The sequence below is a fragment of the Roseibium sp. MMSF_3247 genome (genome assembly GCF_030733765.1).
Classification (GTDB): Bacteria; Pseudomonadota; Alphaproteobacteria; order Rhizobiales; family Stappiaceae; genus Roseibium.
In genome coordinates, this window is the sequence record NZ_JASHII010000005.1 from 109,384 (window position 1) to 126,685 (window position 17,302).

Genomic DNA, 17,302 nt, shown 5'->3' on the forward strand with positions numbered 1-17,302 from the left:
CGGTCTTTGTGTCGCAAAGATTTCCTGATTGACCGGATCACGCAGCATTCACACCACCCCTTCGATCACCACAACTGCGCCCGAGGTTGCTGCATAAATTCCGCGGCGAAAAGATGGTAAACGAGATCTAAAGATGTTTTCCCAAGGAAAACGCCAAGCTGTGGACTGCGCGAAAACGATCCGGAAAACGGATTGACTCAAGCCAAGTTGCTGGCGCGTCAAAAGGTTTTCCGGCGGGGAATGCTACAGGGAAAGGGAATCCAGACCGGCTTCCAGGTGATCGGCGAGCATCGGCATGCCAAGCAGATAGGAAGCGGTTGAGCCAACGGCCCGATCCTTGGCTTCTTGAACGGCTTGCGCGAAGTCTTCTGCCTCGAAATCCCCCCGGCCGATCCAGGTGATGGCAACAAGCTCCGCAGCTTCGTCGACGTTCAGATCTTCCAAGAGCTCACGTAGTTCCTCATCAGAGAGATTGTCGCTTCCTTCTTCCGCCAGACCGTCGTGGCCATGAGCTTCCTCGAGGGTGTCGGCGTCAAACTCGACGTCCCCTTCATGGCCATCTTCAAACGTATCAGCAGTGGTTTCTGCAACCGCGCGGGCCTTTTGCGCCAGCATCCGAACAGTGTCAGCCGAGAGAGAAAGATCGATGTCCATGGCAGCCTCCGAAGAACTGACTTCTTTATCGATCCACTTTTGTCCGTTGGCAATGGCCATGGCCTAATTTCCTGTTTCTCAAATTTTCCAACAGGAGGCTCATATGAATGTGCCCGCGGAACCTCCAGATGGCATGACCTTACGGGGAGATCTTGTTTCCGGCCTTGATCGGGATCAACGCATTGTGGTGTGTCTCGCCGAGACCCAAAAAGCTCATTCGCCGGTTTCGGAGGGCCGCGGCTGTGTCAGGGCAGGGATGGTGGTGCCCGGTGTTGTCGTGTCTTTCGCCTCAGATCCCGCAATAGCGGCGGCTGCGGTCAGGATTGCCGCTAAAAATATGCCGAGGCAAATAGCCTGCAACAGGGGGCGGGCGTCCTGCAGGTCTCTGGACCTTTTCCGGGTTACCGTCTGAGGTTCGTGATTTTGGGTTTGAAAATCAGCTGATTTTGCGTGTGTGTCTGTCATGACAGCCTGTCTTTTTCTTTGGAATTGGGGGCTGCAAATCGTGAGGGCGGTTAGTCGGTAAAATCGCGGAACAGGCGGGTGCCGAGCATCCGGGTCAGTTGCGCCATTAAGATCAGCGCCAAAAACGGCAAGGCGGCCGCTGGTTCCGGAACAACAGCCAGCAAGGTCAAAAGCACTGCTGCCGACCCGAACAATATCGCCAGTACGGCGACATGGCGGTCTTCGTTATGGCGTTCAGATTTCTGGGTGCGTTCCAACATTCTGGCCTCCGCGGTTTTAACGGATGCACATTCCAATCAAATTGCGCCGGGAGACCGTCTGCTCTTGGGCTTTGCTGGTGCCATTTCGTGACATTTGTGGGGCGTTGCAAAATGCCGGTTTCTTGCGGTTGGACATCTCCAAAATAAATCAGCAATAAAAGCGCAGTGCTTTCAAAGAAATTTCTGCATAAATTACTGAGGTATTTAAATAATGTTAGACTTTATGCGTTCCATTTTATGGTTTGTTTGCACTTTTTTTCGATACTGCGGGCAGGGTAGGTAATCGGTAGAGAGTGCAGACGGCTATGGTGGTCAAAGCAGCGCAGAACGCGTTGGCACAAAGCAAGGATGACAAGCCAGCAGAACAAGAACTTGAAACGAAAGTTTCAGAGGACACACCTGCGCTTGCTTTGGCTGGGCTCCAGTTTTTCGTTGCTGATATTTCTCAGAAAACGATCCTTTGGCATGAGATCGGCAGTCAGAGCTTCCATAGTGAGGTAAAGGACCTGCAGGAAGCGCCGTCGAACCTCGCCTTGCGCAACCTGTCACCGGAAGACAGGAAAACGATCTTGCGCCTGATACAGGGCGCCATCCGCGATGGGGTTGCCGGGCCTTTTGATGTCGGCGGCGGGCCTGATCACCGGATCCCGGGTATCCCGATCGTTGCACACCGCTATGAGCTGGTTGACGGGCGGATCGTTGTCATCTGTTTTCCATCGATTGGAGAGGACGAAAACCCGGGCCGCATCGTTCTCGGGCTTGCGCCGATCCTGCAGCACTTTGTTGCCTCGTCAAATCGGGTGGTGCTGCTGGTCGACAACTTTGGCTATGTGCGCTTTGCAAGCGACGGCTTTGTCAAAACCTTTCAGATCGAAGACGCCCGACTGATCATCGGCCGCAACATCGCGCACATTCAAAAACGTGTCGGCCGGACCATCGTTTCCCTGGCGCTGGGCGCATTGACACGCCGGGCGAGTGCATCCGGCCGCGGCAAGTTCCTGCTGGCCTCCAACGATGCCATCGAGCTGACCTATGAAGCCATGCATTTCCGGATCGGGGGAACGGTTGGAGGGGTTCTGTTTTCCGCAGGCCGGATCGGCGGTGATGTCGATTTTCTCAAAGTCTTTGAAATCTGCAGCGCGCCAATGCTGGTGATCAACACGAAGTCGAAGATGATCATTGCTGCCAACAAGGCGGCGATGAAGACCTATCATCTGACCAACGAAATCATGGACAGCAAGCCGGTCACGGACATTCTGTTACATCCGAATAACTACTCTTCCTTGCTTGGTGCTGCACAGTCGGAGACCGAGGTCCCGATGTCGATCCCGGTCAATATCCTGAACGGCCAGACCAAGAAGAAACGCTTCCGCGCAATGCTCATTGACAAGGACAGCAAGGAACCGAAGCTCGTTTTGGAAACCCGCAGCTGATCCGTCTGATGCACCATCAGGACCCCAATCCGGCCAATCGCAACAGATCGCCTTTATTTTTGCCATTCCGAGCCTTCATGCTCTTGTCATGATGGCCCAGCGGATCTAGGGTCCGCGCGCTAACTTTCCCGTTTCCCCCTGGAGGACATTATGGGCTTTCTTGCTGACGCATTGGCGCGAGTTCAACCATCTGCGACCATCGCCGTCACCAACAAGGCACGCGAGCTGAAAGCCGCAGGCCGCGATGTGATCGGTCTCGGAGCTGGCGAGCCGGATTTCGACACCCCGGAAAACATCAAGGCGGCTGCCATCAAGGCCATTAACGACGGCAAGACCAAGTACACGGCTGTCGATGGTATTCCGGAGCTGAAGGCTGCGATTGCCGAGAAGTTCAAGCGGGAAAACGGGCTCACTTACGAAACCAATCAGATCACTGTCGGCACCGGCGGCAAGCAGGTGCTCTACAATGCACTGGTTGCCACCATCAATCCGGGCGATGAGGTTATCATCCCGACGCCATACTGGGTCAGCTATCCGGATATGGTTCTTCTGGCTGGCGGCGAACCGGTCATCGTTGAAGCCGACAAGTCCACCTTCAAGATCACACCGGAAGCGCTCGATGCTGCCATCACATCGCGCACCAAGTGGCTGATCTTCAACTCGCCGTCCAACCCGTCCGGGGCTGCTTACACGGAAGCTGAACTGAAGGCGCTGTGCAACGTTCTGGTCAAACACCCGCATGTCTGGATCATGACCGACGACATGTATGAGCACCTGGTCTATGACGATTTTGAATTCACGACACCGGCCCAGGTTGAGCCAACGCTTTATGAGCGCACGCTGACGGTCAACGGTGTGTCGAAGGCCTATTCCATGACCGGCTGGCGGATCGGCTATGCCGGTGGCCCGGTTGACCTGATCAAGGCCATGGCGAAGGTTCAGTCTCAATCGACCTCCAACCCGAACTCGATTGCGCAGTGGGCCGCGGTTGAAGCGATTTCCGGCACGCAGGATTTCATTCCGAAGAACAATGAAATCTTCAAAGCGCGCCGCGATCTCGTTGTTTCCATGCTGAACCAGGCAAAAGGCATCACCTGTCCGGTTCCGGAAGGCGCGTTCTATGTCTTCCCGTCTTGCGCTGGAACAATCGGCAAGACCGCTCCGTCCGGCAAGGTCATCGAGAACGACGAAGACTTCGTGACCGAACTCCTGGAAACAGAAGGTGTCGCGGTTGTCCACGGGTCGGCCTTTGGCCTCGGTCCAAACTTCCGGATTTCCTATGCAACCTCGACGGAAGCCCTGGAAGAAGCCTGCACCCGCATTCAGCGTTTCTGCGGCAATCTGAAATAAGTTCATTTTTTTCGGCATCTAAGGGCGGCTCCGGCCGCCCTTTTTGTTGGGCTCACTCTGACTTCGGCCGATCAGGCTTTTCTTTCTCGAAGGGCGCGCATAGGGTGAGGTCGATTTACATTTTGTTTTGGAGGCTGGCGTGGCTGTTCTTCTTCCGCTTTGGCAACGATTGCTGATCACTGTGGCTGCCATGCTCGCGGTGAGTTTTGTTGTCAGCCTGCTCTGGTCGTCTTTGCTTGGTTGGGCCATACCCGGCTATGTATCCGGCGTGGTTGGAGGTGTGACGGCTCTACCGGTCTGGGAATTCTTGAAGCGGATCCGCCCGGGCCACTAACCGGCCCGTTCAGCATAGCGTTTGCGGGAAGTCTTCGCAGATGACCTTGATTGTAGTCTTGCGTATTTACGATCAAAACTTGCATCGGTAAGCTGTCGACCTCACGAGCGAGGCACACGCATGCAAACCCAACAAAAACGATGGCTGACCGACCTCATGGAAGGGGTGCCGTCAATCGTATTCATTCTTTTGTGGCGCCAATCGGGGGATCTGGAGTTCGCCGGCTGGGTAGGCTCTGGGCTGTGCCTCGTTGTTTTAAGTGCCCTGATCGGAATGAGGGTCCGGATGCATCCGATCCTGATGGGCGTCAACATTCATATTTTATTGGCAACGCCGCTGATTGTTTGTGTGTTTCGCCTCGGGTTTGACGGTCTGGGAGACGTCCTTGCCGAATATGCGTATGGGGGCGTTCTGGTAACCGTTTTTGCTGTCGGCCTTGCCCAGATGCTGTTTTCGCGATCGCGGTTCTCCGCGTTGGAGAATGTCACAGATTGTGCGCAACTGATTTATTCTGCTGTTTTGCTTGCGATCTGCGCTAGCGGTGCTGTTTGGGCACTGCTTACCCCAGACAGCCGTTTTGTGCCGGTGGTGGTGACAATCGCAGCTTTGATAATCGGCCGGAATTTCCTGCAGGCGCGCTTGTCGGACAAAAGTGCGGGCGCGGGAATTCTGGGTACAGGTTCTGCGGCAGCGCCGGGCACATCCCAAGATTTTCAGGTCTGAACCCTAGTTCTGACAGGCCGAATTTGCGCCAGGACAAGACGAGAGTGTGTTTGTCCGGGTGTTGTTGCGGTTGATCTGCTGTGTCCGGTTCAGCCGATTGTTGCTGTCGATCCGTTGCTGGGTTGAGAAATTGTTCTGCTGACGATTGAGGTTCTGATTGAGCTGTTGTTGCGCGGACGGCCCGAGCGTCGTGCCGGGTTGGATAACGCCGCGCGGCTGGACTGATTGCGCCTGCGCGAGACTGCCGCCAGAAAACACCAGGCCCGCTGAAACAATGGCGACACCAAACGCCGATAAGACAGTTCTAGTCATCAGCAACATGTTTATACCTCTCATTCCACCTCGTGCCTGCGGACCAGTATGAGTCGAGCCGCGCGCAACACCAAATTAATTCCCGAATTGAAGCATTTCGGTGACCGGACGAGCGAAAGGTGCCAGTTGGTAGCGCCGAATGCGCCGCCTGTTTGCTGCGGTGCAGGGTAAGATTTCCTTGCGTTTACCCCGTTTCGGGCGCGACGATAGCGTCCCGCCCTTGATTGAAGGGCCATGACGAACATCAAGCCCGGCGCTTTCCGGGTTGTTGGCCTTCGATCCCATCCGGGCGAGACGCGGCGGGCCCGCGTCCTGAACCGCCGGCCGTGCCGCGTTGTAACGAGGATACCCTCGGGCAAACGGGAGGCTCAGTATGGCAAACACCAACAATGGACAGGCAATCTCCAGCGGCAGGGAACCGCGCTGCGTGGCTTTGGTCGGACCCTTTGGCAGCGGTAAAACCAGCTTGCTGGAGGCGATCCTGGCGCGCACGAACAAGGTGGACCGGCAGGGCAAGGTGTCAGACGGAAATACCATTGGTGATGGTTCGGCAGAAGCCAGGGCTCATGGAATGAGCGTGGAGCTGAATTTCGCGGATGTGGAATACCTGGGTGACCGGTTCAATTTCATCGATTGTCCGGGTTCGGTCGAGTTTTTGGGGGAAATGGACAGCGCCTTGTCCGGTGCGGATCTGGCTGTGGTTGTCGCTGAAGACGATGAGCGCAAGGTTCCGGCCTTGCAGCTTATTCTGAAAGCCCTTGAAGCCCGCGCCATCCCGCGGGTTTTGTTTTTGAACAAGATCGACAAGAGCACTCGGCGGGTCCGCGATGTCTTGAACCTGCTGCAACCGGCGTCAAGCGTCCCACTTGTTTTGCGCCAGATACCGATCTGGGAGGACGGTCAGGCAACCGGATTCATCGATCTCGCCCTGGAACGGGCGCATGTTTATCACGAAAAGGAGCCGAGCACCGAGATCGACATGTCGGATGAGGACCGTGCGCGCGAACATGAAGCCCGGTTTACGATGCTGGAGCATCTTGCCGATCACGATGATGACCTGATGGAAGCGTTGCTGGAGGACATTGCGCCGGACCGGGAGACGGTGTTCGCTGATCTCGTTGCGGAAATGCAGGACGGCCTGATTTGTCCGGTCTTCTTCGGCTCTGGCGAACATGGCAACGGCGTCACCCGCCTCTTGAAAGCCCTTCGCCATGAAGTGCCCTCGGTTGACCGCCTCAAGGCGCGCCTTCTTGATGCCGCGCCCGAAAGTGCGATCCAAGTGATCAAGACGCTTCACACACAACATGGCGGTAAAGTCTCCGTGGCGCGCGTGTTGAGTGGCACTCTGGCGGACAATGACAGCCTTTATGTAAACGGAACCACGGAAGCGAAGGTCTCGGGGCTGTTCTCGCTATTTGGACAGCAATTGAACAAGATCTCCAAGGCGTCTGAGGGCGACCTCGTCGGCCTGGGGCGTTTGGATGATGTTCAAACCGGTGATGTTCTGAGCCTTCAGGGCAGCAAACTCGCAGCTCTGGACACTGCGGACACCCGGCGGCCGGTCTTGGCGACGGCGATTGAAGCCGGGCAGCGCAAGGATGAGGTTCGCTTGTCAGCTGCCCTTTCCAAGCTTTCCGAAGAAGACGGCTCCCTGACAATCGCACAAAACCAGATAACGGCTGAAACCTTGTTATGCGGGCAGGGAGAGATGCACTTGCGCGTCGCTCAGGAGCGCTTGTCTGGAAAATACGGGCTGGATGTCGCCGTGCATGCGCCGCATGTGCCTTATTCCGAAACGATCCGTGGCAGCACAACAGCGCGCGGACGTCACAAGAAGCAGTCCGGTGGTCACGGGCAGTTCGGTGACGTGGTTCTTGAGATTTCGCCACTGCCGAGAGGAGATGGAATCCAGTTCACCGATCGTATTACCGGGGGCGTGGTGCCCAAGCAATACATCGCATCGGTGAAGGAAGGTGTTCTGGAAGCACTGGGCCAGGGGCCGCTCGGGTTTCCTGTTGTCGACCTGTCAGTCTGTCTCGTCGACGGGTCGTATCACTCGGTCGACAGTTCCGATCAGGCGTTCAAGATGGCAGGTATCCTGGCGATCCGGGAAGGCCTGTCCGACTGCAAGCCCGTTCTGCTGGAGCCTATCCACAAGGTGGTCGTTGCGTGTCCAAGTGATGCGACCGCTAGGATCAATGCCATTGTTTCCGCCCGGCGCGGGCAGCTGCTTGGATTTGACGCCCGTCCTGGCTGGAGCGGTTGGGACGAGGTTCAGGCGTTGATGCCAGAAGCTGAAATCGGTGATTTGATCGTTGAACTCCGGTCCGCGACGGCGGGAGTTGCCAGTTATACGGCAGAGTTCGATCATATGGCGGAGCTGTCGGGCAAAGCAGCGGACCAGGCTCTCCAGCGTTCGGGAAAACAAGCGGCGTAGTGAGCCGCGCGAGTGCAAAGTGTTGATCTGTCTCATTTGATTGTGTTTCCATTCCCCTACGCTTTTAACGGGATGGTGGACGCAGAAAGGAGATTGTCGGTGCTTGCGATTAAAAAACAGGAAGGGGACCGCGTCTTTGTTCATCTGCGCGGTCCTCTCAACGCTGACTTGATGCAGGCCGGGTTAGAGGATCTCATCGAAGCCGCAGAGGATCTGGCCAACGGCACGATGCTCTATGTCATTGATGATTTCGAATGGCCAACCGCAGGCGCGTTGGCTGTCGAATTCAAGATGATGCCAAACCTTCTGAAGCTTCTGGGGAAATTCCGAAAGTGCGCGGTCTTGTGCGATTCAGGCTGGATTCGCAAGGTTGCTGAGATCGAAGGGATGCTGATCCCGGGGCTTGAGATCAAAAGCTTTGTTTCAAAAGACCGGGAAGCCGCTGAAAATTGGCTGAAACAAGCCTGACACAAGTCTAACACTGGGCATCGGTCACTCGGGCGTTATTTGCGTTTGAACACACAATCCGGTCTTTCTACGTCCAGATTGGGAGTTTGACGATGAATATCTTGACCAAACGCAGCTGGGAATTGCCCGAGCGCGAAGCGACCCCAGAGCATGTCTTCTTGAACAGACGCCAGATCCTTGCGGGGCTCGCAGGGGGAGGTGCATTGCTCGGAAGCGGACTTGGGATAAGGCCGGCCTTTGCCGAGGCTGACCCGAGCGCGGGGCTTTATCCTGTTCCACGCAATTCTGCATTTACCTTGGACCGGCCACTGACTGACGAAGACGTGGCGTCGAAGTACAACAATTTCTATGAGTTTGGCTCTCACAAGCAGATTTGGCCGGCGGCCCAGAACCTTGAGATCCGTCCATGGACTGTGATGCTGGACGGCCTCATCGACAATCCTCAGACGATTGATATCGATGCACTTCTCGCCAAGATGCCTTTGGAGGAGCGCCTTTATCGCCATCGGTGTGTTGAGGCTTGGTCCATGGCGGTGCCGTGGTCGGGCTTCCCGCTTGCCGAACTCGTCAAACTGGCGGGGCCGCAAACCGGCGCCAAATATCTTCGGTTCGAAACATTCCTCAATCCGGAAGTTGCCAGCGGTCAGAAACAATCCTGGTATCCGTGGCCGTATGTTGAAGGCCTGACCCTTGCAGAGGCGACCAATGAACTGGCGTTCATGGCGACCGGGATCTATGGAAAACCGCTTGCCAAGCAGTTTGGTGCCCCGATCCGGTTGGTAACACCTTGGAAATACGGATTTAAATGCATCAAGTCCGTGGTGCGGATCTCATTCACTGACAAGCGTCCAGTGAGCTTCTGGGAAGAAATCCAGCCGAAGGAATACGGCTTTTGGGCTAATGTGAACCCGTCGGTCCCACATCGGCGCTGGCCCCAGGCGACCGAGAAACTGTTGGGAACCGATCAACGCCGGAACACACTGCTCTACAATGGATACGAGGAACAAGTCGCGGGTCTTTATAAAGACATGACCGGCGAGCTTTTGTTTATGTAAAATGGCGTTGCATCTGTTGTTTTTGCATCGAGACTATTAACAATAGTCTCGATGCGAGTATGTATTACTGTATATTGAAGTTGTTAGCATTTTTGAAATAGGCTGAGCATCGTTGCTTTTTCTCTAAGTGTGCTTTTGTGCACTCAGAAAGGCTTAGATGGTCGTCGATTGGATCGCAAATATTGGCGCTCTTTCGTTGGGCGCATTGGCGTTCTACTTTTTTGCGCGCCGGGATACATTGCACGCGCGCCGGTCGGTAAGCGCGGCATTCCTTGGCGCGTTGTTTGGCCTCCTGTCTGCTTTGGTCGTAATGATGCCCGTTCATTTTGGCGATGGTGCCACGTTCGACACGCGGGCTGCGCCAGCGATTCTGAGTGGCTACTTCCTTGGGCCTTTGGGGGGGATCATCACGGCAAGCATCGCAGGCGCTGCGCGTTATTGGGTCGGTGGCCCATTTGTGATTGGCGGCAGCCTCAGCCCGTTTTTTTACGCGGCTTTCGGTGCGATTGTCGGGGCCTGCTGCCGTCATCGTGATCTCGGCCCGGGTCCATTGCGGCTGTTGTCCATTGCGGTTGTCGGCACGCTTTTCGTCCTTCCTTGTTTCTTCATAGATAAAGGCGTTGAGGCAGGGCTCCAGATCCTCGAAAACGCTTGGTACTTGCTGCTAGTTGGAAACGTGGTCGGTGTGGTCATCCTTGGCCTGATGATCAGCGAGGCCAAGAAATTCTCCGTTGAGCACAAGGCGCTCAAATCCACGCTCTTTCTGACTGACCTCGCCCGGTCATCTGCTGGAATTGCTGTGTGGCGTTTCGATATGGCTGCCAATCGTCTCACCTGGGACGATGCAATGTTCCGTTTGTTTGATGTCGATCCCGGGTCTTTCAAAGGCGAGTTTAATGACTGGGAGCGGACCGTTCACCCCGATGACATCGATGCAGCCCGCCGGCAATTCCTGGAGGCCTATGAGAAGAAATCTGGGTTCGCCACCGATTTTCGTATCGTCCGCCGGGATGGCAGCGTCCGCTGGTTGGCCGCCCATTGTAATTTTCTTGAAGACGATGCCGGCAACGTTACTGAAGCCGTCGGGGTGAATTGGGACATCACAGACAGCAAGGAAATGGCGGACAGTCTCTTTGAAAGAGAAAAGGAAGCACGCCTTCGCTCAGAAGAGCTGGAAGTCACCTTGGCATCGGTTGTACAGGGTGTCAGTGCGTTTGATAAGGATGGCAGACTGCGCTTTTGCAATGATCGTGCCGGGGATTTTACGGGGCTTCCGCCAGAAATGCTTGTGCCGGGCACGTCCTACCACGCCTACAACCAGTATCGGCTAGGCGCTTTCGTGACCGGATTTCCAGGAGAGACCACAAAAGCTGTTCCTGAGAGTGCCCAGCCTACCTCACACATTCGCTCGTTAATCCACCTGTCCAATGGCCGGATTCTGTCTTTTTCCGCAGCTCCAATGCCGGACGGCGGATGGGTGGAGACCTATGAAGATGTCACCGAGAAAGTCGTTGCGGATGAGCGCGTCAAAAAAGCCGCTGAAACAGATAACCTGACCGAACTGGCCAATCGATTGTCCTTCCGGGAGACTTTGGATCACGTCGTAGAAAATGCCGGGAATGTCGATGGGGTGTCGCCATCGCTGCTGCTCATTGACCTAAACGACTTCAAGGCAGTGAACGACAGTCATGGCCATGTCGTCGGCGATCGTTTGCTGCAACACGTTGCCAACACTCTGAAAGCAGTCATCGAAGGTGGTGATCTTGCGGCCCGTTTGGGCGGCGATGAGTTTGCGCTTGTGCTCAAGCCGCGCACGGAGGAAGACATCCGCGAGATTGCTTTCGGTTTGTGCGCCGCTTTCGACATGCCCGTTAATCTCGACGGGCTCATGGTTCAGAGTGGACTGAGCGTTGGTGTGGCGATCATCACTGCGGATGGTGCCGGTTCTGAAGAGACGCTCTCACGTGCTGATCTGGCGCTCTATAAGGCCAAGCAGGAGAAAAGATCCGCATACCGGGTCTTTGACGCCGATATTGCGCAGGAAGATGCAGAGCGGAAGCGCACGAAGAACGCTCTGATCCGCGTGGTGGAAAATCAGGGGCTTGATGTTTTTTGCCAGCCGATCCTGAACCTAGAAACACATCGGGTTGATCACTTCGAGGCTCTGGTTCGTTGGCATCAGGGCGAGGCAAGTTATGTCCCCCCTTCAAATTTCATCCCGCTGGCCGAAGAGATTGGCCTGATCGCGAAGGTTGGCGATTTTGTTCTGTCTGAAGTGTTGCAATCCCTGGCAACCTGGCCGGACGATTACCACGCCTGTGTGAATGTCTCGGTTTTGCAGCTTGGCGATGGACGATTTGTCGAACGAGTTCTTGGCGGTCTGAAAGCAGCTGGAATTTCTCCGCATCGCCTGGAACTGGAGTTGACCGAAAGTGTCTTGATGTCCGCAGGCTCAGCCGCTCATGAGGATCTCAGAAAATTGCGAGATGCTGGTCTGAACCTGGCCTTGGACGATTTCGGCATCGGCTTCTCGTCATTTGGCTATTTGCAGGAACTGCCATTCAACAAGCTCAAGATCGACCGCAGGTTCGTTTCGGAAGTCGAAAAAGACGAGGGCAGTGCAGCGATTTTGAGAACGATCGCGGCGCTTGCTGACAATCTGGATATGAAGTCGACGGCCGAAGGCGTCGAAACGGCTCAGCAGTTGGGCGTAGTGAGAGCTTGCGGATGCCACTACGGTCAAGGCTACTTTATCGGTCAGCCAATCCCGCTTGAGGATGTGCAACAGGCGTACTTTGAGGTTCCCAAAGTTGCCAAGGCTGCGCTTAGAGCGGGTCGCGTTTAATCGGTTTCATTTGACCGAGACGATTTTTGTTTCTGGCGAGACGTGGTCCGCGCGGTGGTGCGGGGTACCATAAGCGGACCACAACAAAGCCAGAGGCAAAAATTGTCCGGCCCGAAGGGTGAGCTTACTGAGCCCATCGGCCGCGTTGCGACGTTTGCCCGGCCAACCAGGCCGCGCTTCACGACGCGCCTTGCCGAATGAACTCAGTAAGCTCATCAAATGAACCCGATTAAACGCGACCCGCTCTAACGCTTGAGTAGTTTATGTAGGCAAAAAAAAGCCGGGTCTTAAAGGACCCGGCAGTTTGAATTGATTCACTGTAAACAGTGGAATCACCTTCCAGAGGGGAACAGCTGGTCGAGGCATCACTGGGAGGAGGACGTGATGCCTGTGTGACCAACAGTGATGCTTATATGCAGTGCACAAGCTGCTTAAACAAGAGGCAGCGATGCAGATCTGCTATGCAAATCGCGCAGGGCTTTGATCATCCTTAGATTTATCAGTTTTCTGAGTTAGTTACAGGCTGAGGGTCACATCAGACACTCGCGCACGAGCGTCTGTTGGGGGATATCTTATTTCGAATTCAGGCTCGGGTGCCTTCAATAAAACTTGGTTCGTTGCCGCAATGCTCATCACAACAGCACGGTGCAGAGAGCTGCCCGAACAAACCATACTTCCCGAACGACAAATGCAGCTTCTCCATTCCGTCTGGTGCTGAGTGTGACCGATGCGGGTCGCTCGGGGGCTCTCTTCTAGTACACCCAGTTTTGGGCGTTCTTCAAAAGGAACTCCCGGAAAGCCGTTACCCGTGCGGTGTTCTTGAGCTCCGAGGGATAGACGAAATACGTGTCGAAGGACGGCACCTTGTCTTCTTGATCTTCAAGCACGGGAACCAAGTTTCGGCCATTGTCGATGATGTAGTCTGGCAACATCGCAATACCGGCGCCTGTCTGAACAGCGCGCTTGATCGCGATGATGTTGTTGACCTGGAGCACCGATTGCCGCGGTTTGCCATCCACGCGGCCAGCCGTCACCAGCCAGTTCATCGAGCGCAGATAGGCAGGGGCCTGCTCGCCGAAGGTGATGATGCGATGATCATCAATGTCTTCGATCGAAGAAGGCGCGCCAAAGCGCTGGATGTATTCAGGTGACGCAAACACGTGAAAGTGCACGGTGAAGAGTTTGCGTTGAATGAGATCCGGCTGTGTCGGTTGGCGCAGCCGGATCGCCACATCGGCCTCGCGCATGCTGAGATCGAGCTCGTCGTCGTCGAAAATCAGCTGCAATTCGACATCCGGATAAAGATCCGTGAAGCTTCTGATCCTGGATGCCAGCCAGGTTGACCCCAAGCCAACCGTGGTCGTGACTTTCAAAACACCAGACGGCTTGTCCTTGCTGTCCTTGAGCCTGGATTGCACGGCCTCCAGCTTCATCAGGACATCACCGGCAGTGCGATAGAGAAGTTCGCCCTGTTCCGTGAGCAGCAGGCCGCGGGCATGCCGGTGGAAGAGGGGAACCCCCAGATCGTGCTCAAGCGCACTGACCTGGCGGCTCACAGCGGATTGGCTCATATGAAGCGTATCGCCCGCATGGGTGAAGCTGCCGGCTTGCGCGGCAGCATGGAAGATACGCAATTTGTCCCAATCCATGGCATTCCCCAATCCGTCCAGCCGGGAAACTGCGTTACTCAGCAGCCTGTTGTGAACCGACAGCATCTTGTTCGGCGAGATACTTTTCCGCTTCAAGGGCAGCCATACAGCCCATTCCGGCTGCGGTGACCGCCTGGCGGTAAATATCGTCGGTAACGTCACCGGCTGCGAAAACGCCGGGGATCGATGTCTTGGTGGAATCCGGTGCGGTCTCCAGATAGCCGTTCGGTTTCAAGGTCAATTGATCCTTGAACAGTTCAACAGATGGCGCGTGGCCGATCGCAATGAACACACCATCGGTGGAGATTTCCTGAAGCTCGCCGGTCTTGGTGCTTTTCAGGCGCACACCCGTGACCGCTTTCGGCTCGCCGCCCCCGAGGATCTCGTCAACCTGATGGTCCCAGATCACCTCGATTTTCTCGTGTGAGAACAGCCGGTCCTGGAGGATCTTTTCTGCGCGCAAGCTGTCGCGGCGGTGAACCAGCGTCACCTTGGAGGCAAGGTTCGCCAGGTAGAGTGCTTCTTCGACGGCTGTGTTGCCGCCGCCGACCACGACGACTTCGCGGTTCCGATAGAAGAAGCCGTCACATGTGGCACAGGCCGAAACACCGGCACCCATGTAATCCTGTTCAGAGGAGAGGCCCAGCCAACGGGCTTGTGCGCCGGTCGCGATGACCAACGTGTCTGCCGTGAACACAGTGCCGCTATCTGCTTCCAGGCGGAACGGGCGCACCGACAAGTCTGCCTTGATGATCGTGTCGTAGATGATCTCCGTGCCGACATTTTCAGCCTGCTTTTGCATTTGCTCCATAAGCCACGGGCCCATGACCGGGTCTGCAAAGCCGGGATAGTTCTCGACATCGGTGGTGATGGTCAGCTGACCGCCCGGCTGAATTCCTGCAACCAAGGTCGGTTGGATCATGGCGCGGGCCGCATAAATGGCGGCGGTATAACCGGCCGGGCCGGAGCCGACGATCAAGAGCTTGCTGTGCTTAGTACTCATGGGCGTAGTATAATCCGTGTTTCTTGTCTCAACCGTGACTGCCAGTTGTCAGTCACCTTGCGATATTTGACCGGTTTGGTGAAGCGCCCTGTAGTCTGCCAGAATACGTTCTGCGATCACAGGTGTTGCGTCAATCGGGTCGTAGGTAGTGGTTTTAAGTGGCCCTGGGAAGGGGTGAACACATCCCATACCTTCCAAAGTCGCCAAAAACCGGGTGATCTTTGCGTGACCACCGCTTGGATGAAAGACGTGGACCGGCTTGCCCGTGGCTGTGGCCTCGCCAATCATGTTGGTGGAATCAGCTGTGACGATGATGGCGTCGGATTTTGCGAGAAAATGGCCGTACGGATTGTTGCCGGTTCCATCCCAGAAGAAATGATCGCCATCGCGGGCAAGGGTCTTAATCCCGTCGACCAGCAACTCGGGGGTCCGCCGCGAAGCTGTGATCAGAAAATGCGCCCTGTTCTGTCCCGCTGTCTCACGCAGTCCGTCCAGAAATCGGGTTTGATTATTGTCTGTGAAGGTGTGGTGCCGGCTGTTGCCGCCCACAAGTACAGCTACTCTCGGCTGAGGGAGATTGTCGATCTGCGGCACCGGTTCTCCCTTCAGTTCAGCAAGACGCACTGCAGAAAACTTGTGGGGAGAGGTCGGTGTGACCAGGACATTGTCCCCGCGGAGCGGATCGTGCTCGGGAACCCAAATGAGATCAGCAGTCTTTGCACCGGACCTTGGGTCTTTCAGGAACACCGTGAAGGTTTTGCCGTTGGACGCTTTCTTGAGACGGCGCAGGTAGGCCGCGGCCCTGCGGCCGGAGGCCACCGCAATATCGGGGAACGGCGGCGCGATCGGGCTTCCGGGCTTGTCTTCCCTGTCTGCGGGTGGAAACGGGCCAAACGGCATCCACCAGGAATAGGGCGGTTTGGGAGAAACGGTCCGCATTTCGTAGGGAAGTTTGAGGGTATCTGCGACGCCGACGCATTGCGCGACGTCGCCCGCCTTACCATCCGTCAAAATCCAAAGGGAACGGGGCGATGCCGTTGCATTCAACATAAACTGCGGGATTTCCCTGTCGGAATCTTTCAAGATTGTGCGCAAATTTGTTATAGTCTTGCACAAACGCGCAAAAAGTCATAACTCGGCACCGTAGAAACACGTTTGTGCATGAAACTCAAGTTTTTGCGGAACCTCACGTCAGCCCCAGTTTCGGGCCGTGTGACGGCACCGTCCCAGAATTCATAGGAGAGCGGTGTGAAAGCGCGCCTTGATGCCATTGACTGGCAAATCCTGAAGGAATTGCAAGATGATGGCCGGATGACCAATGTTGAGTTGGCTCGCCGGGTCGGAATTTCCGCGCCGCCATGTTTGAGACGTGTGCGTGCGCTTGAGGAAGCTGGCCTGATACAAGGTTACCGGACGCTCCTGGATGAAAAGCAGCTCGGGTACGATGTCACAGCGTTTGCCATGGTTGGCCTGCATAGCCAAACCGAAGCGGACCTGATTGCTTTTGAGCAGACGGTGGAAAAATGGCCGCTGGTTCGCGAGAGCTATATGCTTTCAGGGGAGGTGGACTTCCTTCTGAAATGCGTCTCGCCGGATTTGCAGACATTCCAGAATTTCGTGATCCGTGAACTCACGGCTGCGCCAAACGTGGACAGTGTCCGCACAGCACTCACCATCCGTCGGACCAAGGATGAGCCGGTCGTGCCGATCGACGGCTGACTTTTATTCCTCAGGTCATTTTAAATGTGTGATGGTCTGCCTGACTAAAACAGGCAGCTTTGGCCTTCGCGTTTTAGGCTTTCGGGGCCGTTTTCATTTCCTGAGGGACATTCTTCAAGCGTTTCCGTAGCCGATTGAGGAGCGATATGTCGCGGAGCGCCGTTGCTACGAGCGTAAAGCTGATGCTGAGCAACGCACAGGTCGTCAGGATCGCGATTGGCAGCCACTGATCATAGTGGAAGGTGTCGAGCGCCTGGTCCACCGGGTCAACGCCTGAATAGAGACGGCTGCGAATGACCTCCCGGTAACTGCCGATCTGTGTGGAGCCATGCTTGATGTAGCCGAGACCGGCAACCATCGCCAAAACAGCTGCGCTCAAGGCCACCAAAAAACCAAATAGCTTCAACGCGAAAAAGTAAGCCCGCTCGTCAGCGTGATCCAACAGCCGCCGGAAGATTTTCTTCTCCCTGTAGGCAAGCTTGGATGTCAGAAAGAAACGATATCCCCACAAGGGGATGGCAAGCATCAGCAGCCAGAAACCAATTACGTGAAAAACCATTTTGGATCTCCGAATCCCACCGCCTTAGACCTTAAA

Annotated in this window: 17 protein-coding genes; 9 read left to right on the top strand and 8 right to left on the bottom strand. The window is 55.6% G+C overall.

Features of this window, described 5'->3' with window-relative positions:
- Window positions 1-243: 243 nt before the first annotated feature.
- The 3 genes from RBB44_RS17190 to RBB44_RS17200 form a co-directional block, all read right to left on the bottom strand.
- Window positions 244-714, bottom strand: a complete 471-nt coding sequence (locus tag RBB44_RS17190; protein ID WP_306148864.1) for a DUF3775 domain-containing protein — start codon at window positions 712-714, stop codon at window positions 244-246.
- A gap of 153 nt (window positions 715-867) precedes the next feature.
- Entirely contained in the window at window positions 868-1,119 is a 252-nt protein-coding gene (locus tag RBB44_RS17195) for a hypothetical protein (protein WP_306148865.1), read from the bottom strand.
- Between the two features lie 50 nt (window positions 1,120-1,169).
- Window positions 1,170-1,379: a hypothetical protein gene (locus RBB44_RS17200; protein WP_209174342.1), complete on the bottom strand. Its 210-nt coding sequence runs from the start codon at window positions 1,377-1,379 to the stop codon at window positions 1,170-1,172.
- A gap of 305 nt (window positions 1,380-1,684) precedes the next feature.
- On the opposite strand from RBB44_RS17200, the gene RBB44_RS17205 reads away from it, so the two are divergent.
- From RBB44_RS17205 to RBB44_RS17220, 4 genes are all read left to right on the top strand, one after another.
- On the top strand, window positions 1,685-2,812 hold the full coding sequence (locus tag RBB44_RS17205) for a hypothetical protein (protein WP_306148866.1): 1,128 nt from the start codon (window positions 1,685-1,687) through the stop codon (window positions 2,810-2,812).
- Window positions 2,813-2,962: 150 nt separating this feature from the next.
- Window positions 2,963-4,162 carry a pyridoxal phosphate-dependent aminotransferase gene (locus RBB44_RS17210; protein WP_306148867.1) on the top strand — a complete coding sequence of 400 codons (1,200 nt, stop codon included), beginning with the start codon at window positions 2,963-2,965 and terminating at the stop codon, window positions 4,160-4,162.
- 139 nt (window positions 4,163-4,301) lie between these two features.
- Complete coding sequence (locus RBB44_RS17215) at window positions 4,302-4,496, top strand: hypothetical protein (RefSeq protein WP_209002094.1); 195 nt, start codon at window positions 4,302-4,304, stop codon at window positions 4,494-4,496.
- Window positions 4,497-4,616: 120 nt separating this feature from the next.
- Window positions 4,617-5,219, top strand: a complete 603-nt coding sequence (locus RBB44_RS17220) for a hypothetical protein (protein WP_306148868.1) — start codon at window positions 4,617-4,619, stop codon at window positions 5,217-5,219.
- Window positions 5,220-5,222: 3 nt separating this feature from the next.
- On the opposite strand, the gene RBB44_RS17225 is transcribed toward RBB44_RS17220, so the two are convergent.
- Window positions 5,223-5,540 (bottom strand): hypothetical protein, encoded by a 318-nt coding sequence (locus RBB44_RS17225; RefSeq protein WP_306148869.1) that lies wholly within the window; start codon window positions 5,538-5,540, stop codon window positions 5,223-5,225.
- Between the two features lie 364 nt (window positions 5,541-5,904).
- On the opposite strand from RBB44_RS17225, the gene RBB44_RS17230 reads away from it, so the two are divergent.
- The 4 genes from RBB44_RS17230 to RBB44_RS17245 all read left to right on the top strand — a co-directional run bounded on the left by RBB44_RS17230 (window position 5,905) and on the right by RBB44_RS17245 (window position 12,336).
- On the top strand, window positions 5,905-7,968 hold the full coding sequence (locus tag RBB44_RS17230; protein ID WP_306148870.1) for an elongation factor G: 2,064 nt from the start codon (window positions 5,905-5,907) through the stop codon (window positions 7,966-7,968).
- Window positions 7,969-8,067: 99 nt separating this feature from the next.
- Window positions 8,068-8,436 (top strand): STAS/SEC14 domain-containing protein, encoded by a 369-nt coding sequence (locus RBB44_RS17235; RefSeq protein ID WP_306148871.1) that lies wholly within the window; start codon window positions 8,068-8,070, stop codon window positions 8,434-8,436.
- A gap of 92 nt (window positions 8,437-8,528) precedes the next feature.
- A complete protein-coding gene (gene msrP, locus RBB44_RS17240) occupies window positions 8,529-9,491 on the top strand; it encodes a protein-methionine-sulfoxide reductase catalytic subunit MsrP (protein ID WP_306148872.1) in 963 nt (320 codons plus the stop codon).
- A gap of 157 nt (window positions 9,492-9,648) precedes the next feature.
- Window positions 9,649-12,336, top strand: a complete 2,688-nt coding sequence (locus RBB44_RS17245) for an EAL domain-containing protein (protein ID WP_306148873.1) — start codon at window positions 9,649-9,651, stop codon at window positions 12,334-12,336.
- A 752-nt stretch (window positions 12,337-13,088) separates the two neighbouring features.
- Here RBB44_RS17245 and RBB44_RS17250 read toward each other — a convergent pair.
- From RBB44_RS17250 to RBB44_RS17260, 3 genes are read right to left on the bottom strand one after another with little or no spacing between them, the layout of a single operon-like run.
- A complete protein-coding gene (locus RBB44_RS17250; protein WP_133946114.1) occupies window positions 13,089-13,985 on the bottom strand; it encodes a LysR family transcriptional regulator in 897 nt (298 codons plus the stop codon).
- Between the two features lie 34 nt (window positions 13,986-14,019).
- Entirely contained in the window at window positions 14,020-14,988 is a 969-nt protein-coding gene (gene trxB, locus RBB44_RS17255) for a thioredoxin-disulfide reductase (protein WP_209174328.1), read from the bottom strand.
- A gap of 48 nt (window positions 14,989-15,036) precedes the next feature.
- The gene (locus RBB44_RS17260; RefSeq protein ID WP_306148874.1) at window positions 15,037-16,038 is read right to left on the bottom strand and encodes a mitochondrial fission ELM1 family protein; all 1,002 of its coding nucleotides are present in this window, start codon (window positions 16,036-16,038) and stop codon (window positions 15,037-15,039) included.
- Between the two features lie 198 nt (window positions 16,039-16,236).
- Here RBB44_RS17260 and RBB44_RS17265 point away from each other — a divergent pair, with 198 nt between their 5' ends.
- Entirely contained in the window at window positions 16,237-16,707 is a 471-nt protein-coding gene (locus tag RBB44_RS17265) for an Lrp/AsnC family transcriptional regulator (protein ID WP_008190144.1), read from the top strand.
- Window positions 16,708-16,780: 73 nt separating this feature from the next.
- Here the strand turns inward: RBB44_RS17265 and RBB44_RS17270 are convergent, their stop codons facing one another.
- Window positions 16,781-17,266, bottom strand: a complete 486-nt coding sequence (locus RBB44_RS17270) for a hypothetical protein (RefSeq protein WP_306148875.1) — start codon at window positions 17,264-17,266, stop codon at window positions 16,781-16,783.
- Window positions 17,267-17,302 lie beyond the last annotated feature (36 nt).